This is a genomic window from Hyphomicrobium denitrificans ATCC 51888 (assembly GCF_000143145.1).
Lineage (GTDB): Bacteria > Pseudomonadota > Alphaproteobacteria > Rhizobiales > Hyphomicrobiaceae > Hyphomicrobium_B > Hyphomicrobium_B denitrificans.
Map to the genome: position 1 here is coordinate 1,778,598 of NC_014313.1, position 17,791 is coordinate 1,796,388.

Sequence of the window (17,791 nt, forward strand, 5' to 3'; positions counted from 1 at the left end):
TCCGCGCGGGGCCACCATTGGCCGACGCGCTGCAGGCCACGGCAATGCCGCGACCGCGTGGACGCCCGGAGGGCACGGTTCAGACGCTGGGAGGTCGGAGGAGTGGAGGGACCAAAGAGCCGGTGGTGACAGCGGCAGGCAGGGCTACCATGCGCTCCGCAATCACGTCACAGGACAGCCGCGCTTCGGAAATCGGCGCCAGCAAGGGCTGGAAGCATTTGACAAGGCAGCTGCCCATCTCCGGGCAAACTTTCTGCGGGCAGTCCGGGGACGACTTCATCGGCTTCTGGCAGGACATTTCGCCCTTGGTGTCCGCCATCGACATATCGTGGGAAACCGCCGTGTGCGTGCCGGCCATAGCCAAGGCAGAGGTCGCGGCGAGAGGCATGGATATGAGCGCCCCGAGCATGGCGATCATGCCGAGCGTCGCAAACCAGCGCTGGAAGAGCTTGTTTCTCACAGGACTCAAATTGGCACAGCTCGGCGTGGTCGGCAATCCACCCAGCGGAATCCGCCTCATGACGATTTAGACATGATGTGCGGCGAGCGCGGCTTCCCGTCGCTCCTGCCACGCCTGCCGCAAGATCTGCGTGGATGACGTCAGGAAGACGCAGGCCATGATGCCAGCCACCATCAGGTCGGGCCACGCACTGGCGCTGCCCCACACACCGAGCGCGGCGATCATCACCGCGACGTTGCCGATGGCGTCGTTCCGCGAGCACAACCACACGGAACGGACATTGGCGTCGCCGTCCTTGTAGCGCAGCAGCAGGAGGACGCTGGCGAGATTGGTGGCAAGTGCCAGCACGGCGATGCCGCCCATGATCTCGGCGCGCGGCAGGCCGAGAACAAGCACGTGGTAGAGCGTGCTGCCAAAAACCCACAACCCCATCAGCAAAAGGCTCATGCCCTTGAGCAGAGCGGCGCTGGAGCGCACCTGCAAGGATTTGCCGATCACCGCGAGGCTGATGCCGTAGGTGAGCGTGTCGCCGAGGAAGTCCAGCGCGTCCGCCTGCAGCGCTTGCGAGCCTGCCATCTGTCCCGCCGCCATCTCGATAAGGAACATGATGCCGTTGGTGGCAATCACGGTCCACAGCACGCGCTTGTAGCGCGGATCCATGCCATCGAAGCGCGGATTGCCGTGGCAGGCGCAAGCGGAGGATCGGCAGGAGTCGGTCATGGGCGCCCTTTCGTTTCGGTGGCCCAAAGCGTACGATCTCTAGCGACTAGAGGAGCAAGAGCTTTATGAGCGACCTTATGGCCATTGGCAATTTGTCCCGCAAAACCGGGGTGAAGGTGCCGACCATCCGGTATTACGAGGGGATCGGGCTGCTACCCGCGCCCCCGCGCAGCGAGGGCAACCGGCGGCTTTATGGCGCCAAAGCGGTGGATCGTCTGCGCTTCATCCGCCATGCGCGCGAGCTCGGATTCGAGGTCGAGGCGATCCGCGAACTGCTGGACCTGGCCGAACGGCCGCAGCTATCCTGTGCCAAGGTGGATGCGCTCGCACGCGAGCACCTCCGCACCATCACCAGCCGCATCGAGCGCCTCACCGCTCTCAAGATTGAGGTCGAACACATGATCAAGGCCTGCGCCAAGGGGCGCATCGCCAAGTGCCGCATCATCGACACTCTCTCGCACCACGAGCATTGTCTGCACATAGAACACTAGAATCTCTGTTAAAATGAAGAATCGATTGCGGACCTTGGTTTGCTTCGGGGTCTCCGCGGACTTTGTAGATCGAACTTCCGAATGCTCTGGAGATCAAACGATCACGCTGGAACGAGCCCCTCTGATACCTTTCGGCTGGGTCCACCAATTATCGCACTGTTTGCAGCCACAGGTTTCCATTATCCGATTGCGCCGAATTTGCGATTGATGCTTGGCGGATAGTCCGAGAGTTCGAGTGACCATGTATACACGTCATCCAAACCACACCCGACCGATGTCCCTCCGCTGATCTTCACGTTGGAATCGAAGGAAGGGCGGCTGTTCGGACCACTCGCCTTCACCAAGACCTTCGCCATGGCGGCCGCCGCCATCCTGTCGGTGACACTGGTACCAGCGCTGATGATCATCTTGGTGCGGGGGCGCATCATCCCCGAGGCGAAGAATCCGCTGAACCGCTTGCTCATCGCCATCTACCGGCCGGTCATCAAGGGCGTGCTCAAGGCCAAGACGCTGACCATCGTGCTGGCCATGGCAATCCTCGCCGTGTCGGTGTGGCCGATCACGTTGCGACACTGACTCGGGGTCGTTCGAGCCCAGTCAATTTCCTTTGACTTGCCGTCGGTGGTGTCTGGTCGGATTTTTGAGCCGGGTTGGAGTTTGGCGAGGAGCACGCAGCCGGCGCGCATGCGCGAGGTTGATCGGACGGGTTATCGCAGATCGGCTGGCTACGACCGTCAATGCAGAGACACTCGCAATCGGCCATCGCAGGTAAAACGCAGGGCGCCACGCCAAGCACACACGGCGCGAACGCACCCGCGTGCATCGATCCTGGCTCGGAGCACGAGTGTGCTCTAACCGCGCACCCATTGCGGCGCGAATTGTGGACCGGTTTGTGGACTCCTCAGCAATTCGTCCATAAAACTATTTAATATCAGGCACTCTTGGCGGACACCCCTTCCGCCAGAAGCTCTAATCCGCACCAATCCGAAGACATCCGCTCAAGTCCAAGAAATACCGATAACGCACCGTAAATATTGCGTTTTATCCCTCCGTTATCTCGTGGATTGCTCCGATTCCACGATGGAGCAATCTGGGTCGCCCCGTTGAATAGCTCTCATCGAATTGGCAGCACATAGGATAGCCCCAGACGCACTGTCTCCAAATCGCCTCCGAATTTCGTAAACTGCGGCGCATCAATCTCTTCGGAGAACGTTTTCTTCTCGACGGTATTCAACTTCGTGTATCGAAGTTCGACATTTACGTGCCAGTTTTCCGTGAGGCGATATTCGATACCTCCCCCAAACGTCGCTCCGTCCAGCGTCGCGTGGACCTGTTCAAGGTTGAAAGATTTCTCGAAGTTCTGTTCGACCCGAGAAACTGTCCAGCCGCCCAATCCGTATACCCAAGTGGTGGGCGATACTAGCCAACCGATTTTTCCTACGAAACTCGCCGACCATGCAACATCGCGGGTGCACCGACCGCTCTGAACATCCGAAACGAAGACATTGCTTTGACCGCCGTCCGACCAATAATAAAGACATCCAAGGCCTTGCGTAGATCCAAACGGGTCGTAGTCAACTGCCACCCCGATGACAGCATTCTGCAGGCGCCAGTTTGCAGCGACCGTTAATCCTCCATTCCAATTGGTGCTGCTGCTGTCTGTCGATCGAACCTGATCGACTGACCAATCGTTGAACGTCGCACTTTCAACAGAGCTGTTGAAATGGCCTAGTTGCGTATAGGCGCCTATCGATATCGCTGACCAGTCATCCGCTTTGCCATTCTCGGCTCCGCTAACAATCAGAATGGCTCCCAAAACGATCGCCGCGCTTTTCATATGATACGTCCTCCCCGAGCATTTCGGACCGTCGCATGCGGCGGCGAGGAGAAAAAGCCAGACACGTACCAGCGTGGGATAATCTGTGGGACGCCAGAGGAATGGTTTTGAAAAATCAAACCCCAATCAATACCTTACATCGAAATCTTGGCAGACACCTCTTCCGCCAGCCTTCGCGGTATTCGGCGGCGTGCCATAGTATCCGATGCCTGCAAGCAACGTACGATGGCTCTCCGGCGGCCGGCTTTTCTCACTGGCAAGCCGCCTGTCAGCTAGTTCCCTGTGGGTGGTCCTCCCCTGAGCCTTATCTCAGACGGCCTTGCCTATGAGAGCGCCAATTACGGCCGTGAACGCCAAGGCGACAGCTCCCCAGAACACAACCCGGATCATAGGCTTGAGCACGCTTGCTCCGCCCGCCCACGCGCCGATGGCTCCGAGGGTCGCGAGGCCGATCAAGCAGGCAATGGATACGCTCCAGACAACCGTTCCGGCGGGCGAAAGCAACGCGACGATCAGCGGTAGCGCTGCGCCAGAGGCAAAAGTTGCCGCTGACGTAAAGGCGGCTTGAACAGGGTTGGCCATCATATGGCCCGACAGCCCCAGCTCGTCGCGCGCGTGTGCCGCAAAAGCATCCTTTGCCATCATCTGCTTGGCGACCTGCAGCGCCAGATCAGGGTCAACGCCACGCTGCTCGTAGATCGCGGCTAGTTCCGCAAGCTCGGCTTCGGGTTGCTCGGCTAACTCTTGGCGCTCACGCGCCATATCAGCTTCCTCCGTATCGGCCTGCGAGCTGACCGATACATATTCTCCCGCCGCCATCGACATTGCGCCAGCCACGAGCCCGGCGACGCCGGCAACGAGAACCTCATGCGGTGCTGTCGTGGCGGCCGCCACACCCACAATGAGGCTCGACGTTGAAATCAAACCATCGTTGGCTCCGAGCACAGCGGCTCGAAGCCAACCTATACGCTCGATCAGATGGCTCTCTTTGTGGGTGGCGCGCATCGAATTCCCCGGCTCGAGACAGCTCATAAGCTCAGTTTTGTTATGTCATAGTCGCGACAAAAGACAGATTTGCTTGATGTTGGTGAATGTCTGCCTACAAAAATCGCATTTTATCACTGTATTTCACACATTTATGATGTTGCATTGACGTCAATCCTCAATCCTATCCCAGCGTTGGGGAAAGGATTTTAGACGGCGGGTCGCTCATGCGTTTCACCCACGATCACCGTCCTCATCAGCGATGGTTTTTGCGGTCGCCAGTCCATCCCTGCTTTTTTGGATTGATCTGCGGCAACTGAACCAATGCGAGAGAGCCCTTTTTATTCAGAGCCTGAGAGCGGGCGATAACGCTCGACCCGTCGCTCTCTGTACGGATGAATGAAAACAAGCATCTGATCACGATATTTTTCAATCAGATGCAAGACTGAAGCAACACGACTGTCTTTGATTATTCGTCATAGACGACACGAATGGCCGCATACAGAATTCACACTTGTGGCCATCGATATAGCTGTATAAATATATCGTGCGTTGCGGCTCGGGGGAGCCGGGTACTTTGGGGGAAGTCGTGTCTGAGTTTTTTCGCGCCGCTCATGCGGCTGCGCATCGTCAATCTGCGGTATACGGCGGCGGCAGACGCGTCGTCTCATCTGGCATTGCCCCAGACGAGACGGCTTCTTTGACATCGCCAGCAAAAGCCAACGCGCCTCCACAGATCCGCGCGACATAAGGCGCTAACGGCTTCCGAAAGAAGCCGATCACGGAAGCAAACACATTCAAATCAAAACGCTCCGCCCTTCAGGGCGGCATGCGTAAAACCGCGCATCCCGTTGGGAAGAAGCACAATGAAAAAGAAACAACTCGCGCTCAGTGGTGCTCTGTTGCTCGTTCCGATCGCTGCACTTGCTCAAGAGGCGAATACCGGCGACGCCGAACAGACTCTTCCGCCAGTCACGGTGCTCTCGGACAAGAAAACCGAGGCGCCTAAGCGTAAGGTCAAGAAAAGCAGCGAATCTAAAAAAGCAAAATCGACACCCATTAACGTGCCGGAGCAATCACCGGGCCAGGACGATTTATTGGCTGGGAATGTGCACGGGCTGCAACTCGACAGCCAGGGTATACTAGCACCATCCGTAACGGCGCAGACCGTCGGTGGCGTCATCGTGAGTGATCCGACGCTCGGACGCGCAAGCAGCGTCAGTCGGGAAGGGATCAATATTCTTGGCGGTCCGGCGCAGACGAGCTTCTATCAGGCTGCGAGCATCATACCGTCGGTCAATGTCGAAAGTCCTGACCCGTTTGGTCTCAGTGCAACGCGAAATATCAATATCGCGGGAAAGGGTGACTTTCATCTTTCACGCACCATCAACGGTCTCCCGATCATGGGAATCGTCGGCGGCAACGACCTCTATGACCTCCAGAACGTTTCGCGCCTCGACGTGTACAGAGGGCCTATTCCGGCCGATAGAAGCCTGGGAATTTCGAATGCTTCCGGCGTAATCAATCAGGTTCTTCTTGGGCCGCAGAGCACACCGTCCGTCTTTGCCGAGCAGAGCTTCGGCTCGTGGAACTTCAACAAAACATTTGCGCGCGTCGATACCGGCTTGCTCAGCACGGGCACGGAGCTTTTCATTTCCGGATCAACCGCCAGCGCAGACAAATGGTCGGGATCGGGTGATGAATCGCGCGATAACTTCGCCGTCGGACTGAGCCAGAGAGTCACCAAAGATCTCAAGGTCGACATCAACGCAGTCTACAGCAAGTTCGAGGGCAATCCCTACAAGGCGCTCACCTACGCGCAGACGCAGAACCTCAGCCAATACTACGGACTTGATTACGATAAGACCTTCAATCCGGCGAACAAAGCGAACTACTACAAATTCAATCGCGTAAGTTCTGAGGACTACGCCGTATTCGCCAGCGTCGACTATCGGCTCGCGGAAGGGCAGCACATCGTATTCAAGCCCTACTACTGGAACAACGATGGCGAGCAATGGTCCGGTGTCGGATCGGGCGCCAACGGTCAGCTCCAGATCTGGCGACAGCAGAACGACAATCTCGGCGGCGTGCTGGAATACGACGGGCACTTCGCGACGGGCACGGATGTCGTCGCGGGATACTGGTGGCAGTCGCTTGCACCGCCGCCGCCGCCGACCGATCAGCGCCGGTTCAGCATTTCAAATACCGGCGCGCTGACCTTCGCGAACTGGAATACGATCGCGAAAATCGACAACTTCGTCGTCAACAGCCCCTACGTTCAACTGACGCAGGAGTTCGGCACCGTATCCGTGACGGGCGGCGTTCGTTACATGAGCCTCGGCGCGCCGGAGATGCGTTATTACCGGACGGCAGGCGTTCCTAACGGAACGCTCGATGAAGCTTTGTCGTATCCCGGCCTTTCGGAATACAGCGACGCGTTTGTGACGGCGCGCGATTACAATGAATTCCTGCCCAACTTCGGCATCACGAACGACTTTGGCGGCGGCTGGAGCGCCAATTTCTCATATGGCCGCAACTTCGGACGTCCGGATTGGGGCCCGCAGGCAAGCAACTACATCAGCAATCGAACCGCATTCCAGAATGCGAATATCGATCTGCAGGATCTCGTCGACAATGTGCGGCCCGAGATCGCGGATCAATTCTCCGCTCAGCTTCGCTACAACAATCACGGGCTGACCATCGTTCCGGGCGTCTTTTACGCGCTCCACGACCACAAGCAGGTCAAGATCAATGATCCGGCCCTCAATAACCTCGCGTATTACGTTGGCACGGGGTCGACCACCGAATACGGGGCGGAACTGCAAGCCTCGTACAATTTCGGCGATCAGCTCTTTGCGTTCGCGTCGGCGACGGTGTCATCCGAAACCTTCGACGGCGATACCCAGACATTGAGCGGCGGCTCTCCGATCAAGACGAAAGGCAATCAGCTTCCGAATACGCCGCGTGCGATGTTCAAAGCTGGGGTCACCTATTCCTGGTACGACTTTGCGTTTACTCCAGTCGTCCGCGTCATTGGTGATCGATACGGCGATGCGCAGAACAAGAATAAGGTTTCGGGTTATGCGGTAGCCGATTTCACGGTCGCCTACAACATCAGGCAGAAGCTCGGCCTGGAGGAAGCTACGTTGAAGTTCGGCGTCGTCAATCTGTTCGATAAGGAATACATTTCGCAAATTTCGCCGAGCGACACCGATCTCAGTTCGGATGCGCAGTACTACGTCGGTGCGCCCCGGACCTTTATCGGGACCGTCGCGGTCAAATTCTGAGGATCGCCAATGGGGACGCTGTCAGCGTCCCCATTTTCCATTTGAACGACGGGTGGCAAATTCCGTCGATAGCTGGATACCGCTTCATGCACCTTCGATGCCCAGGTGTCCTCCATTTGCGAGTTTTATGGCTTGCCATCCTTCTCGCAGTCACGACCACGGTGCCGTCGTTCGCCGGTCGACTCGTGACGGACATGGCCGGGCGCTCCGTTGAGGTGCCCGACAAGATCACGCGAGTTGGAACGATCGGGCCAGTTCCTGTTCTCAACAGCTTCGTTTTCGCGATCGGGGAAGCGGGATCGATCGCAAATAACCTGCCGCCGAATCTCGGCGGCCCGCGCTGGCGGTTTCAGTACGTCGTCGCACCGGGTCTGGCGAGCCGTCCAGTCATCCAGACTGGTCAGGGTCCGAACATCGAAGGTGTGATCGAGGCGTCGCCGGACGTCGTCCTGACGATGGATCGCGCGACGATCGATCAGCTCGCTCGCACACATGTTCCGGCGCTGTACTTGTCGTGGCAAAAGCCCGACGACGTCAAATCCGTGATGCATCTGCTTGGCGAGCTGTTTGGAAGGCACGATGCGGCGGACGCCTATAGCAAATATTTCGATCAAACGATGAAGAGGGTCGCCAGCCGCGCCGACGGATTGCGGGACGATCAGCGTCCGCGAGTGCTTTATGCCAATTACAGAAGTCTTACACAGCCGCATAAAATCGCCGAGTGGTGGATCGCCAAGGCGGGCGGGCGCAGCGTCACCGATGATGGACGGATCGGAGAAGCGTTCAACTTTTCGATCGAACAAATTCTCGCATGGGACCCGGAGGTGATCATCGTCACAACCGAGAACGATATCTCAAATGTCTACGGTGATGCGCGGCTCGCCAACGTATCGGCCGTCAAGACCAAGCGCGTTTTCGCCATTCCAATGGGAGTGCACGTCTGGGGAAATCGAACCGTCGAGCAGCCGCTTACGGTGCTATGGGCGGCGAAGCTGTTTCATCCCGATCTCTTTGCCGATGTCGCGATCGAAGATGAAGTTCGAAATTTCTATTCCAACTTCTTCAAGGTCGATCTCAGTCGTGATGATGCCGAGACGATTTTGACGGGTCGCGCCGGGGCATCCAAATGATTTGCACCTTCGAGCGATCCTTTCGCCGCTGTAATAAAATGAGGGAACGATGCGGCAAGACATGAAGCCTGCAGCGCCAACATTCCGCATCGGCCTATCGGGGTGCGCGGGCGGACTTGAGGCAGTTTCGTCGTCGCGGCTGCTCGACTTGGCGGAACAGGCCGAGGCGTTGGGATTCGAAGGCTTGTGGCTAAATGAAGAGCACTTTCAGGGTAGTATCGTCGAAGTCGAAGGACGGCGTTGTCTTTCGCCGCTTGTTCTCGCTTCGGCGATGCTGGCGCGTACGCGGCGCCTTCGAATAGGGTTCTCGGTGTTGCTTCTGGCGCTGCATCATCCGGTACGGCTAGCGGAAGAAATCGCGACGCTCGACGTCATTTCGGATGGGCGCGTCGACTTCGGAATTTCACGCGGAGCCAACCCGCGCTACCTTGAGGTTTATGGCGTCGATCCGGAATCGGCGAATGTCAGTTTTCAGTCGCGGCTGGAGTTCTTGTTCGAAGCTTGGCAGGATCGCAAAGTGCCCTTCGGAGAGAATTCGTATTCCATCGAACCGAAGCCCGTTCAGAAGCCGCATCCACCCGTTTTCATCGGAACGTATACGGAGGAAACGGCCGCGTGGGCGGCGCGTCAGGGGCACGCGATCATCTGTCATGGTATTACGAACATGGCGAACCAGCGGCGCATGATGCGGGCATTCAAGGACGCGGGCGGCGATGTCACCCGCGTGCCGTTCGGGCGTTTCGTCTACGTCAGCGAGACGGATGCAAGCGCGCGGGAAGAGCTATGGCCGACGGTTTTGAAACTTGCGGGCAGGCTGAAGGGCTTCGGTCTTTTCAATCGCAAGGGGATTTTGACGGAAGGCGACCTCGATCCCGAGGTGTTCTACCGGGAGATGGTGATCGCCGGGAGTCCGGAGACCTGCGCGCGACGCTTTCTAGAACTCCATGACGAACTCGGCATCACCTACCTCAACGCTCTGAGTGCATTCTTCGGGTTTTTGCCGTTTGATCTTTTGGATCGCTCGCTCACGCTCCTCGGGCGCGAAGTTCGGCCGCGCGTCGAGCAAGCTCTCATTTCGCGGCTGACGACATGAAGCCCGGCGGCGCGGCCGCGCCAATATTTTCTTTGGGAGTTGTGCTGCTTGCCGCCATGGCGTTTTCTCTGGCGCTCGGACGCTATCCGCTCACGCTGAGCGATATCAGCGAATTTGTGCAAGCGAGCCTGGGATTGCGCGAGCTTGCGCCCGAACGCTATGCGCTGCTTCACAACATCATTGTCGATATTCGTCTGCCGCGTGTTCTCGCCGCCGCGCTGATCGGTGCGGCGCTTGCGATTTCCGGCACGGCGTTCCAAGCGATATTCCGCAATCCACTCGTCTCGCCCGGAATTCTCGGCGTGCTTGGCGGCGCAGGTTTTGGTGCAGCGATCGGCCTGCTGATTTCCGGGCACTGGATCGTGGTGCAGTTGCTGGCGTTTGCGATGGCACTGCTGGCGGTGGCGCTCGGCATTCTGATTGCCAATCTGTTTGGCCCCGGAACGATGGTCACGCTCATTCTCGGCGGGATCATCAGCGGAGCGCTTTTCACCGCGCTGCTATCGATCGTCAAATATACCGCCGACCCTTACAATCAGCTGCCTGCGATCGTTTATTGGCTGATGGGAAGTTTGCAGTCGATCGAGATGAAGCATATTTCCGTTGTGACCGTGCCGATTTTGGCGGGTATCGTCGGATTGACGTTGTGCGGCCGGGTGCTCGACGCGTTGTCGATGGGTGACGACGAGGCGCGCACGCTCGGCGTTCCCGTCAAGGCCGTGCGTTATGGCGTGATCATTGCGGCAACGCTGATCTCGGCGCTCTCAGTCTCGATTGCTGGCATCATCGGTTGGATCGGACTGATGATTCCGAATTTCGCGCGATTGCTCTTTGGGCCTTCCAATGCGCGGTTGCTGCCGCTTTCGGCGTTGCTGGGCGCGTTGTTCCTGCTGTGCGCCGATTGTCTCGCGCGTGGTATTACCACGGCGGAAATTCCGATCGGCATCGTGACGGAGTTGCTCGGGATTCCGGCGTTCATTCTGGTGCTTGGCCGAACGCGGCGGGCGTGGCTCTAACGGTTCGGAACGGGACGTTGACGGACGTGCAGCGAGAAGCCGGATCGGATGTTTCTTCGGCGGGACGCGTTGAAGCCCGCGATGTGCATTTTTGCTTCGATAAGCGTGAGATATTGAAAGGCGTCAGCCTCGTCTTGGAGCGCGGCGAGGTTGTGTCTCTCCTCGGCGCCAACGGAGCTGGAAAAACGACGCTGCTGCGGCTGCTTCTGGGGTTGGTGGCTCCGACACAGGGTGAAGTCTTCGTTGGGAATGTGCGTCTCGCGTCCTTGACCAGCCGACAGATCGCGACGCGCATTGCCTATGTGCCGCAAGTCCACACGACGCCGTTTCCTTATACGGTACGCGAGGTGGTGTTGATGGGACGGCTGCCGAAGCGAAGCCTATTGAGTAGCCCCCGCGAAGTTGATCATGCCGCCGTGCAGACGGCGCTTGATAAACTCGAGATTCGTCATCTTGCGGACCGCGTCTATAGCGGTATTTCGGGCGGCGAACGCCAGCTTGTGCTTATCGCACGCGCGCTCGCCCAGGAGGCTTCCACCCTAATATTGGATGAGCCGCTATCAAATTTGGATTTCGGCTATCAAGTAAAGATCGCGCAGCATCTGAAGGATCTCGCGAGAGACGGTCATTCGGTCTTGATAACCTGTCACGATCCGCAATTCGCTTATCAAGCGTCTAGCCGCATCGCATTGCTCATCAACGGCCGCCTAACTCAAGATGGGCATCCTCACCAAATCCTGAATAGCGCAAGCTTGCGAAGCCTCTACGGCATCGATGTTGAATGTGTTTTGCTGAGCAAAGATCGCGCCGCGTTTTTCCCACGCGAGCCAGGCTAGGCATGCACTTTTCAGATCGTCGGCACTCGTCACCTTCGCGATGGGGTCGCGAAGAGCATAGAAATCGATGCCTATAAGAGGTTGCGGGATGGCTCAGCCGAAATCGGCGTAGGCAGTGTCCGTTACTGTGTCGTGCAGGCCGCCGATACGTTTGTGGCCGTGTGGGAGGCCAGCCAGAGCGCGGCTTGAGACAGCACCTCGACCATGTGCGCATTCCCGTTGGCGTCAATCATTCCATGATCGAAAGCCGGAAACTCCCAATAGGTCAGATTGCATCGACCCGCGCTGGCGAACAGGTCGCCGACAGCTCGCGCAACATTTGACGCGCCTGCCCGGTCCCGCCCACCTTGAATAAGTAGAAAGTCCGTATCGGCGCGCAGCATGTAGTCGGCTGCGCGCCGGTCGATCGCATCGGCCCAAAAACGCAGGCTTTGCCCGGCCCACAATTCTGTGCTGTCCGGGTTCTGCCTTGCCCTCTCGAATGTGGCGTCAACCGTCGGCCAGCCTTCTTCGGGGATTGACTGCCGCACCATCTGGCCGAACGGCACACCGCCTCCGGTGGAGATCAGGATAGCCGCATCGGCCCGAACCTCTGGCGCGAGCATCGCCATAACTATTCCGCCTTCGGAGCCGCCGAACAGAACCAGCTTGCCATTCCACCACGCCGCATCGCGCAGGCTGCCGATGATCTGGCGATAATCCGCAACGCGCTGCGAAACCGTATGATGCTCGCGGAATGGCTGCGAGCAGTCCCCATGATCGTCAGTTGGATTGTCGCCCGGTTTGACGCCATATTTTTCGACCGTCAACGCGGCGAGATTTCCGAAGGCGGACCGGGCAAGCTCAAGATTCGAGCTTTGCATGGCAGCCGCACAGCCCGATCCCTGCGCAATGACGACCAGCGCCGACTTTGCTTCGTTGACAGGCAGATCGAGCATCCAGTGGATCACGCTGCCATCTGCGCGAGGCGTTTCGAACGACCGGGGTTCGGCCATCGCCGGAGACGCTGCTATGAAAGCGGCGAAGACAAACGTCGCAAAATGCTTGGCATGAGTGGGCATGGTTATACTTGAGAAGCGGTTTGATCGTGTCTTCCGAGCAGAAGCAATGGCGCAGCCGCCACTAGAAGAAGGGCGGCAATCTGCGCGACGGAAGGCGTGGTCAGCGCTACGGCGATCTCGCCGCCCTGCTGGGGACCTATGAATTTCACCTGTATCTCGATGACGGCCGCAGCGACAATCGTGAGACTCATACCGACCAGCGGCCACATGGCGCGCGAACGCTGGCGCAGCGCCATGAAGGCCAGCATCCAAGCAAGGATCAGCGGCGCGACGTATGCCGCGAATTGCGTCGTTCCCCAGCCCACCGTACCGAACCAGGCGGGAGCGATGGGTGACGTTGCAAAGATCAACGCACAGGTCAGAAGCGCGACGATTGCGCCATAGCTGACAATCGGAGCGATCAGGAAGACGGCCCAAGGCGTCTTGCCTGTCCAGCTATGAAATCGCCGGTCCGAAATCATTGGCTCAGCCAGCGTCTCGATGCTGCCGAGTCTCGATAACGCACGCTCTCGCGCCGCGTTCTCCGATATCCCCTCTTCCTCCAACTCCGCAGTCAGGTCATCGACGTGATCCCGAAGCTCGGACAAGTAGCGGTTGACAGTCTTGGGCCGTACGCCGGCACGCAAAAGCCTGTCGCGAAGAGGAGCGAATACGTCACGCATGGCGCGGCCCCTCCAACACATTGCGGATGGCCATTGTGGTGCGTTGCCATGAGCCTTGAATGTCGCGACGGCGGCGCTCGCCTACAGGCGTGAGGCTGTAGTAGATGCGGCTTCGTCCCGATACAGACTGACGTCGCGATTTAAGCGCGCCCTCGCGCTCGAGCATGTGCAGGACTGGATAGACCACGCCTTCACCAAGGACGATGGTTTCGCCGGTTGCTTCCTTGATCGCCTGAACAAGCTCGTAGCCGTACATTTCCCGCCCCTTGAGCAACTGAAGGACGAGCAGTTCGGGCACGCCGTTTAGAAAGCTAGGGTTCGCGTCTCGTTTCAAACAATCGCTCCATACCTATCATCTCAAGGCATATACCTCGTAGCGATAGGCATGGCAATCCGCCTCCGTGCAAAACGGTTGAAACTCGACCCATGCCTCCTGTCAGAACCTGGTGCCGGCGTGGGCAGTCAAACACCGCGCACCGCCGGATAAAGTGGTGCAGAGATCGACCATCAGTGCATCGAAATTCGGGACCAGCACTTCTCAATTCAAAGGCCCCGCTACAGCCTCGATCCGACGCGGCGGCGAACGCTCACCCGAAGCCGGAGTTCTTCGATCAACGAAACCCAAATCGCGTTGCGCTGTTGTCCTGAGGATGAAACACGCATCCGTCACGTACGCTAAAGGTTTCCGAGTGCTGATCGGCGACGCTCGCTCACAGGCGGCGTCGATGGTCATCGAGCCGGGCGGCAGAGAGGGCGGCCCGGATAACCGTCATCACGGAGCCGACCAATGGCTTTATGTCGAAAGCGGTCACGGCGAAGCGCGCATCAATGGGCATACCTATCCGCTCGAGGCAGGATCGCTGGTGCTGATTCAGCGCGGCGACCGGCATGAGATCGTAAACACCGGCCGCTCGACGCTCAGAACGCTGAATATCTACGTTCCGCCCGCGTATACGTACGACGGTCACGAACTACCACCCGCAAAGGCATAAGCAAGATCGTCCAAGTTGATAATTAGGATTTCGGGGGCTTGCCCGCGCGCGAGTTGTCGTCCGACGTATCGGAAAGATTCTCGCGCTCCTTGATGCGGTCTTCCGTCTCGATAATGCTCTGCTCTTTGTCGGATGGCGTGTGCTGTTGCCGCGGTTGCTGCGAGCTGTCTTCGTCCGGCTTCGCCTTCGGCGCCTTGTCCTTCATGCGTCGTGCTCCTCTCATGACGCGGGCTGCACTGCCCTGCATCGCGAATGAGCTAACGCTTATGCTTCAGCGTCGTTCCTCAACTGCGTTTGAATCACGCCGCATGCGAAATGGGAGAGATGTTTCAGAGCACTCTCCCCCAAGTCAGTTACGCGAAGTTAGCCGACGATAAAGGTCCAGATCGCGAACCCGAGAAGGCCGGCAACCATAACGACGTTGAACAGGCTATTGAGCTTCCCAACGTCGTTGACCGCTTTGGCATCATGATAATAGGCCATGGAAGTCCTCCTTAGCTGCATTACTCATGATGTGGGAACGCTGGGAGCGAATTTCCAGGCAACGGACACCGCGCCGCAGCATATGAGGCCCAGCCGGAAAAGGCGGAGCACGCGCTCGGAACAGGTTAGATGTCCACGCGTACCGATGCGTTGGTGTCGCAGCGAGAAACCGGCAAAATGGCTGCGTCCATCATTCCCTGTTGTGGCCGGTTACCACCGGCGCGTGCTTCGAAACAACGCTCAAGATCAGGGAGAGTTCAATCCATCGCACCGGTTTCAAGCGACCTATCTCTGCTGCGCGGATCAGCGCCGATTAAGACTGACCTTTGCGCCTTTGAGCTCGGAACCGGCCGTCGAAATGGTGATGTTGATCGACTGCTGCGATGCCGAGAACGCAATCGAGACCGTTCCCTCCAGACTGCCGCCGAAGTCCACGCGCAGCGCATTGTCGCTGATCGTGCCCGATGCATTGCCGGTGGCGTTATTCGTGCGTTCCTCCCACGTGCCCGACAGCTTTCCGTCCGCATATGCGAGCTTGCTGCGAAACTCGATCTTGTCCGGCTGGCCGGTGCAGCGTAACGCGATGCCGAGCGATTTGCCGCCGTCCGCGCTTCTATAATAGCCGAGGCAGCTAAGCTTGTCGGGCGGGCCGCTGGTATAGATCAGATCGCCTCCGCCGCCCCACGACCCGTTCAAAAGATTAAATGGCAAATCGCCTGCCTGTGCGGCGCTCGCAGACGCCCATCCAAGAAGCGTCGCGGCGGCCAAGAACGTGAAGCGCGTTTTCATCCAGTCCCCCTGTTGAACTGCGGCGATCGTGTCCTGCTGCAGGACATCGACGCAAGAATTTATTTGACCCGGCGCTCGTCGAGTTTGCGTTTCGCGCCTTCCCACATCAGATCGACGAGGCCGCTCTGCTTCGGCTTCGTCTTCACGCTTTTGATCTGCTCGTCGGTCGCCAACGCAAAGCCTTTCAGCAAGCTCTTCAGATCCTTTTCCGTGAAGCCGATGAAGCTTTCCCTAAAATCCGCATATTCGGCGCGCGCCGCGGCGAGAATGGGATCGGCGACTTTCGCTGCATCGGGACCCGAGAAGACGACAGTCACGCCGGCCGCGTCGAGCAGCCGCTTTGCAAACGTCGGATTGGCGACCGCCTCCTCCCGAATGACCTCGAAGATGCGTTCGAGAGCTTCGCCGGGTGAAACTGATTTGCTCACTGTACCCTCACTGGTTCGCGCTCAGTCTTTCCGCCACGGCTTTCGTCACCGCGACGAGATCGGGAAGTGCGTTGCCGTATTTCTCTCGCGCGGAACGAAAATTGCCTGCGCCGGGATGCGTCGCAGCGTTCTGAAGCGCTGTCGAATAAGGGACCGGACGCGGGATCGCGTTCAGCTCATACAGCCCTTGCCGAATGTGATGAAGCATCTCGCGCTGCGTGGTGTTCGTCGCATGATACTGCGTGATCAGCGGATGCACGCGCACGCGAGACGCGAGGCCGAGGTCGTCCGCGAGAATGAATCGCAAGAAATCCGTCAGCGTCGAATAGGCGTTCGTCTCCAGGCTCGTCGGCATGACGATGTGCTGCGCCAATCGCAAACCGGCAAGCCCGAGGACGCCGGGCCCAGCCGGACAATCGATCAGGACGACATCGTAGTTGGACTCGATCTGATACAGCTCGGCACGCAGCGCGTTCGAAAGCAGAACGTCGAGACGATCCTTGCGCCGCTTCTTGCGCACGGCATGCTCGAATTCTGGGAGCGTGCCGAGCAGCTCGTGGTTCGACGGGATGATGTCGATGAGCCCCGGCTGGCGGCCGCGAAGCTCGATCAGATCTCCGGCAGCAACGCGATGTCCCGCGAGACGAATGCTATCGCCTTTATGAAAAGACTTCAGAATGGCGCCGAGTCCGATCTGCCGCGATTTCAGCTCCTGCTCGGCGCCAATGCTAAGCAATGCTTTCGAAACTCCGGCTTGGGGATCGGCATCGATGACGAGGATGCGCGCGCCAAATGTCAGCGCAAGCCCATCGGCGAGCATCATCGTCGTCAGAGACTTGCCGACGCCGCCCTTCGGGTTCGCGACCGCCACGAAAATGCTCATCGCCGCAATTCCGTGATCCAGCTGAGCAGTTTCGTTCGGTCGTCCTGTGACAGGCGTGTTTCGACAAACTCGTCGAAAGCATCGGACGACGGTTCATGGCGGCGCGCGGGCAGATGCAAAACGTAGGACGTGAGATCGCCCGGCGTGCTGAACGTGATCAAGCCGACGCCGTAATGGGAACATCGCGACAGAATGGTTGAGCAGTCGGCGCGGGATTCATTCCAGTCGCCGACGTGCCAGACGAGATGCGTGAAATTGACAAGCGAGGTATGGTTCAACGCCTCGTGCACGGACTGAACGGAACACGCGCCTTGCGGCTTCACTTCAAAGCCGTGCAGATCGATCTGCCAGCTCAATCCATATTTCTGGCGGGAGAGGCTGATGATGCAAAGGTCGGGCTTCGACCAGATGCCCGTCGCGTTGCCGCCGGTGTTTGCCGTGATCGCTGTGATGTGACGAAGATCGCCGCGGGCCGGTTGCAGGCGATCGCGGAAACGGAGTTCAAGATAGTTGTATACGGGCTCGTACAGATCACGCTCGAGCATGCGCTACGCCCCCAACAAATTCCGCCGCAACCATAGGGAGTGAACGGCGCGAACGCCAGCGCATAGACCGCGCGGCCGGGTGTTTGTGTGACAC

Annotated in this window: 19 protein-coding genes and 1 pseudogene; 9 read left to right on the forward strand and 11 right to left on the reverse strand. The window is 58.5% G+C overall.

The features are described from left to right. Positions 1–149 precede the first annotated feature (149 nt). Positions 150–530 carry a hypothetical protein gene (locus tag HDEN_RS18340; RefSeq protein WP_013215708.1) on the forward strand — a complete coding sequence of 127 codons (381 nt, stop codon included), beginning with the start codon at positions 150–152 and terminating at the stop codon, positions 528–530. Here HDEN_RS18340 and HDEN_RS08575 read toward each other — a convergent pair. Beyond that, positions 527–1,180, reverse strand: coding sequence for a cation efflux transmembrane domain-containing protein (locus tag HDEN_RS08575; protein WP_013215709.1), 654 nt, complete (start codon positions 1,178–1,180; stop codon positions 527–529). The genes HDEN_RS18340 and HDEN_RS08575 overlap by 4 nt on opposite strands. A gap of 65 nt (positions 1,181–1,245) precedes the next feature. Between HDEN_RS08575 and HDEN_RS08580 the strand changes: the two genes are divergently transcribed. Next, positions 1,246–1,671, forward strand: a complete 426-nt coding sequence (locus HDEN_RS08580; protein WP_013215710.1) for a MerR family transcriptional regulator — start codon at positions 1,246–1,248, stop codon at positions 1,669–1,671. 288 nt (positions 1,672–1,959) lie between these two features. After that, a pseudogene (locus HDEN_RS08590) lies at positions 1,960–2,232 on the forward strand (efflux RND transporter permease subunit); the annotation flags it as partial. 553 nt (positions 2,233–2,785) lie between these two features. Here the strand turns inward: HDEN_RS08590 and HDEN_RS08595 are convergent. Together HDEN_RS08595 and HDEN_RS08600 are read right to left on the reverse strand one after the other, a co-directional pair. Then, a complete protein-coding gene (locus tag HDEN_RS08595; protein ID WP_013215711.1) occupies positions 2,786–3,508 on the reverse strand; it encodes an outer membrane protein in 723 nt (240 codons plus the stop codon). Between the two features lie 309 nt (positions 3,509–3,817). Next, positions 3,818–4,513, reverse strand: a complete 696-nt coding sequence (locus tag HDEN_RS08600) for a VIT1/CCC1 transporter family protein (RefSeq protein ID WP_013215712.1) — start codon at positions 4,511–4,513, stop codon at positions 3,818–3,820. 845 nt (positions 4,514–5,358) lie between these two features. Between HDEN_RS08600 and HDEN_RS18345 the strand changes: the two genes are divergently transcribed. The 5 genes from HDEN_RS18345 (at position 5,359) to HDEN_RS08625 (ending at position 11,854) form a co-directional block, all read left to right on the forward strand. Further along, on the forward strand, positions 5,359–7,779 hold the full coding sequence (locus HDEN_RS18345) for a TonB-dependent receptor (RefSeq protein ID WP_013215713.1): 2,421 nt from the start codon (positions 5,359–5,361) through the stop codon (positions 7,777–7,779). 86 nt (positions 7,780–7,865) lie between these two features. Continuing rightward, a complete protein-coding gene (locus tag HDEN_RS08610; protein ID WP_013215714.1) occupies positions 7,866–8,909 on the forward strand; it encodes an ABC transporter substrate-binding protein in 1,044 nt (347 codons plus the stop codon). Positions 8,910–8,958: 49 nt separating this feature from the next. Continuing rightward, positions 8,959–10,002, forward strand: a complete 1,044-nt coding sequence (locus HDEN_RS08615) for an LLM class flavin-dependent oxidoreductase (protein ID WP_013215715.1) — start codon at positions 8,959–8,961, stop codon at positions 10,000–10,002. Between the two features lie 56 nt (positions 10,003–10,058). Then, positions 10,059–11,018, forward strand: a complete 960-nt coding sequence (locus HDEN_RS08620; protein WP_245256763.1) for a FecCD family ABC transporter permease — start codon at positions 10,059–10,061, stop codon at positions 11,016–11,018. 26 nt (positions 11,019–11,044) lie between these two features. Continuing rightward, positions 11,045–11,854: an ABC transporter ATP-binding protein gene (locus HDEN_RS08625; RefSeq protein ID WP_013215717.1), complete on the forward strand. Its 810-nt coding sequence runs from the start codon at positions 11,045–11,047 to the stop codon at positions 11,852–11,854. A 122-nt stretch (positions 11,855–11,976) separates the two neighbouring features. Here the strand turns inward: HDEN_RS08625 and HDEN_RS08630 are convergent, their stop codons facing one another. Genes HDEN_RS08630 through HDEN_RS08640 form a run of 3 tightly spaced genes read right to left on the reverse strand, consistent with a single transcriptional unit; the run spans position 11,977 to position 13,911 of the window. Continuing rightward, positions 11,977–12,915: an alpha/beta fold hydrolase gene (locus HDEN_RS08630; RefSeq protein WP_245256764.1), complete on the reverse strand. Its 939-nt coding sequence runs from the start codon at positions 12,913–12,915 to the stop codon at positions 11,977–11,979. Positions 12,916–12,917: 2 nt separating this feature from the next. Continuing rightward, complete coding sequence (locus HDEN_RS08635; protein WP_013215719.1) at positions 12,918–13,577, reverse strand: permease prefix domain 1-containing protein; 660 nt, start codon at positions 13,575–13,577, stop codon at positions 12,918–12,920. After that, positions 13,570–13,911, reverse strand: coding sequence for a PadR family transcriptional regulator (locus HDEN_RS08640; protein WP_013215720.1), 342 nt, complete (start codon positions 13,909–13,911; stop codon positions 13,570–13,572). Before HDEN_RS08640 ends, HDEN_RS08635 begins: the two co-directional genes overlap by 8 nt. A gap of 355 nt (positions 13,912–14,266) precedes the next feature. Between HDEN_RS08640 and HDEN_RS08645 the strand changes: the two genes are divergently transcribed. After that, positions 14,267–14,569, forward strand: a complete 303-nt coding sequence (locus HDEN_RS08645; protein ID WP_245256765.1) for a cupin domain-containing protein — start codon at positions 14,267–14,269, stop codon at positions 14,567–14,569. 22 nt (positions 14,570–14,591) lie between these two features. Here the strand turns inward: HDEN_RS08645 and HDEN_RS08650 are convergent, their stop codons facing one another. The 5 genes from HDEN_RS08650 to HDEN_RS08670 all read right to left on the reverse strand — a co-directional run bounded on the left by HDEN_RS08650 (position 14,592) and on the right by HDEN_RS08670 (position 17,697). Then, positions 14,592–14,774, reverse strand: a complete 183-nt coding sequence (locus HDEN_RS08650) for a hypothetical protein (protein ID WP_013215722.1) — start codon at positions 14,772–14,774, stop codon at positions 14,592–14,594. A 581-nt stretch (positions 14,775–15,355) separates the two neighbouring features. Beyond that, a complete protein-coding gene (locus HDEN_RS08655; protein WP_013215724.1) occupies positions 15,356–15,841 on the reverse strand; it encodes a hypothetical protein in 486 nt (161 codons plus the stop codon). A gap of 59 nt (positions 15,842–15,900) precedes the next feature. Next, the gene (locus tag HDEN_RS08660; protein ID WP_013215725.1) at positions 15,901–16,269 is read right to left on the reverse strand and encodes a hypothetical protein; all 369 of its coding nucleotides are present in this window, start codon (positions 16,267–16,269) and stop codon (positions 15,901–15,903) included. Between the two features lie 7 nt (positions 16,270–16,276). Then, a complete protein-coding gene (locus HDEN_RS08665) occupies positions 16,277–17,152 on the reverse strand; it encodes a ParA family protein (protein ID WP_013215726.1) in 876 nt (291 codons plus the stop codon). After that, positions 17,149–17,697 carry a hypothetical protein gene (locus tag HDEN_RS08670; protein ID WP_013215727.1) on the reverse strand — a complete coding sequence of 183 codons (549 nt, stop codon included), beginning with the start codon at positions 17,695–17,697 and terminating at the stop codon, positions 17,149–17,151. Before HDEN_RS08670 ends, HDEN_RS08665 begins: the two co-directional genes overlap by 4 nt. Between the last annotated feature and the right edge of the window lie 94 nt (positions 17,698–17,791).

Bases quoted from the DNA above. Each gene is read 5' to 3' on its own strand.
- HDEN_RS18340 (WP_013215708.1), top strand. From the start codon at position 150: ATGCGCTCCGCAATCACGTCACAGGACAGCCGCGCTTCGGAAATCGGC.
- HDEN_RS08575 (WP_013215709.1), bottom strand. From the start codon at position 1,180: ATGACCGACTCCTGCCGATCCTCCGCTTGCGCCTGCCACGGCAATCCG.
- HDEN_RS08580 (WP_013215710.1), top strand. From the start codon at position 1,246: ATGAGCGACCTTATGGCCATTGGCAATTTGTCCCGCAAAACCGGGGTG.
- HDEN_RS08595 (WP_013215711.1), bottom strand. From the start codon at position 3,508: ATGAAAAGCGCGGCGATCGTTTTGGGAGCCATTCTGATTGTTAGCGGA.
- HDEN_RS08600 (WP_013215712.1), bottom strand. From the start codon at position 4,513: ATGCGCGCCACCCACAAAGAGAGCCATCTGATCGAGCGTATAGGTTGG.
- HDEN_RS18345 (WP_013215713.1), top strand. From the start codon at position 5,359: ATGAAAAAGAAACAACTCGCGCTCAGTGGTGCTCTGTTGCTCGTTCCG.
- HDEN_RS08610 (WP_013215714.1), top strand. From the start codon at position 7,866: ATGCACCTTCGATGCCCAGGTGTCCTCCATTTGCGAGTTTTATGGCTT.
- HDEN_RS08615 (WP_013215715.1), top strand. From the start codon at position 8,959: ATGCGGCAAGACATGAAGCCTGCAGCGCCAACATTCCGCATCGGCCTA.
- HDEN_RS08620 (WP_245256763.1), top strand. From the start codon at position 10,059: ATGGCGTTTTCTCTGGCGCTCGGACGCTATCCGCTCACGCTGAGCGAT.
- HDEN_RS08630 (WP_245256764.1), bottom strand. From the start codon at position 12,915: ATGCCCACTCATGCCAAGCATTTTGCGACGTTTGTCTTCGCCGCTTTC.
- HDEN_RS08635 (WP_013215719.1), bottom strand. From the start codon at position 13,577: ATGCGTGACGTATTCGCTCCTCTTCGCGACAGGCTTTTGCGTGCCGGC.
- HDEN_RS08650 (WP_013215722.1), bottom strand. From the start codon at position 14,774: ATGAAGGACAAGGCGCCGAAGGCGAAGCCGGACGAAGACAGCTCGCAG.
- HDEN_RS08655 (WP_013215724.1), bottom strand. From the start codon at position 15,841: ATGAAAACGCGCTTCACGTTCTTGGCCGCCGCGACGCTTCTTGGATGG.
- HDEN_RS08665 (WP_013215726.1), bottom strand. From the start codon at position 17,152: ATGAGCATTTTCGTGGCGGTCGCGAACCCGAAGGGCGGCGTCGGCAAG.
- HDEN_RS08670 (WP_013215727.1), bottom strand. From the start codon at position 17,697: ATGCTCGAGCGTGATCTGTACGAGCCCGTATACAACTATCTTGAACTC.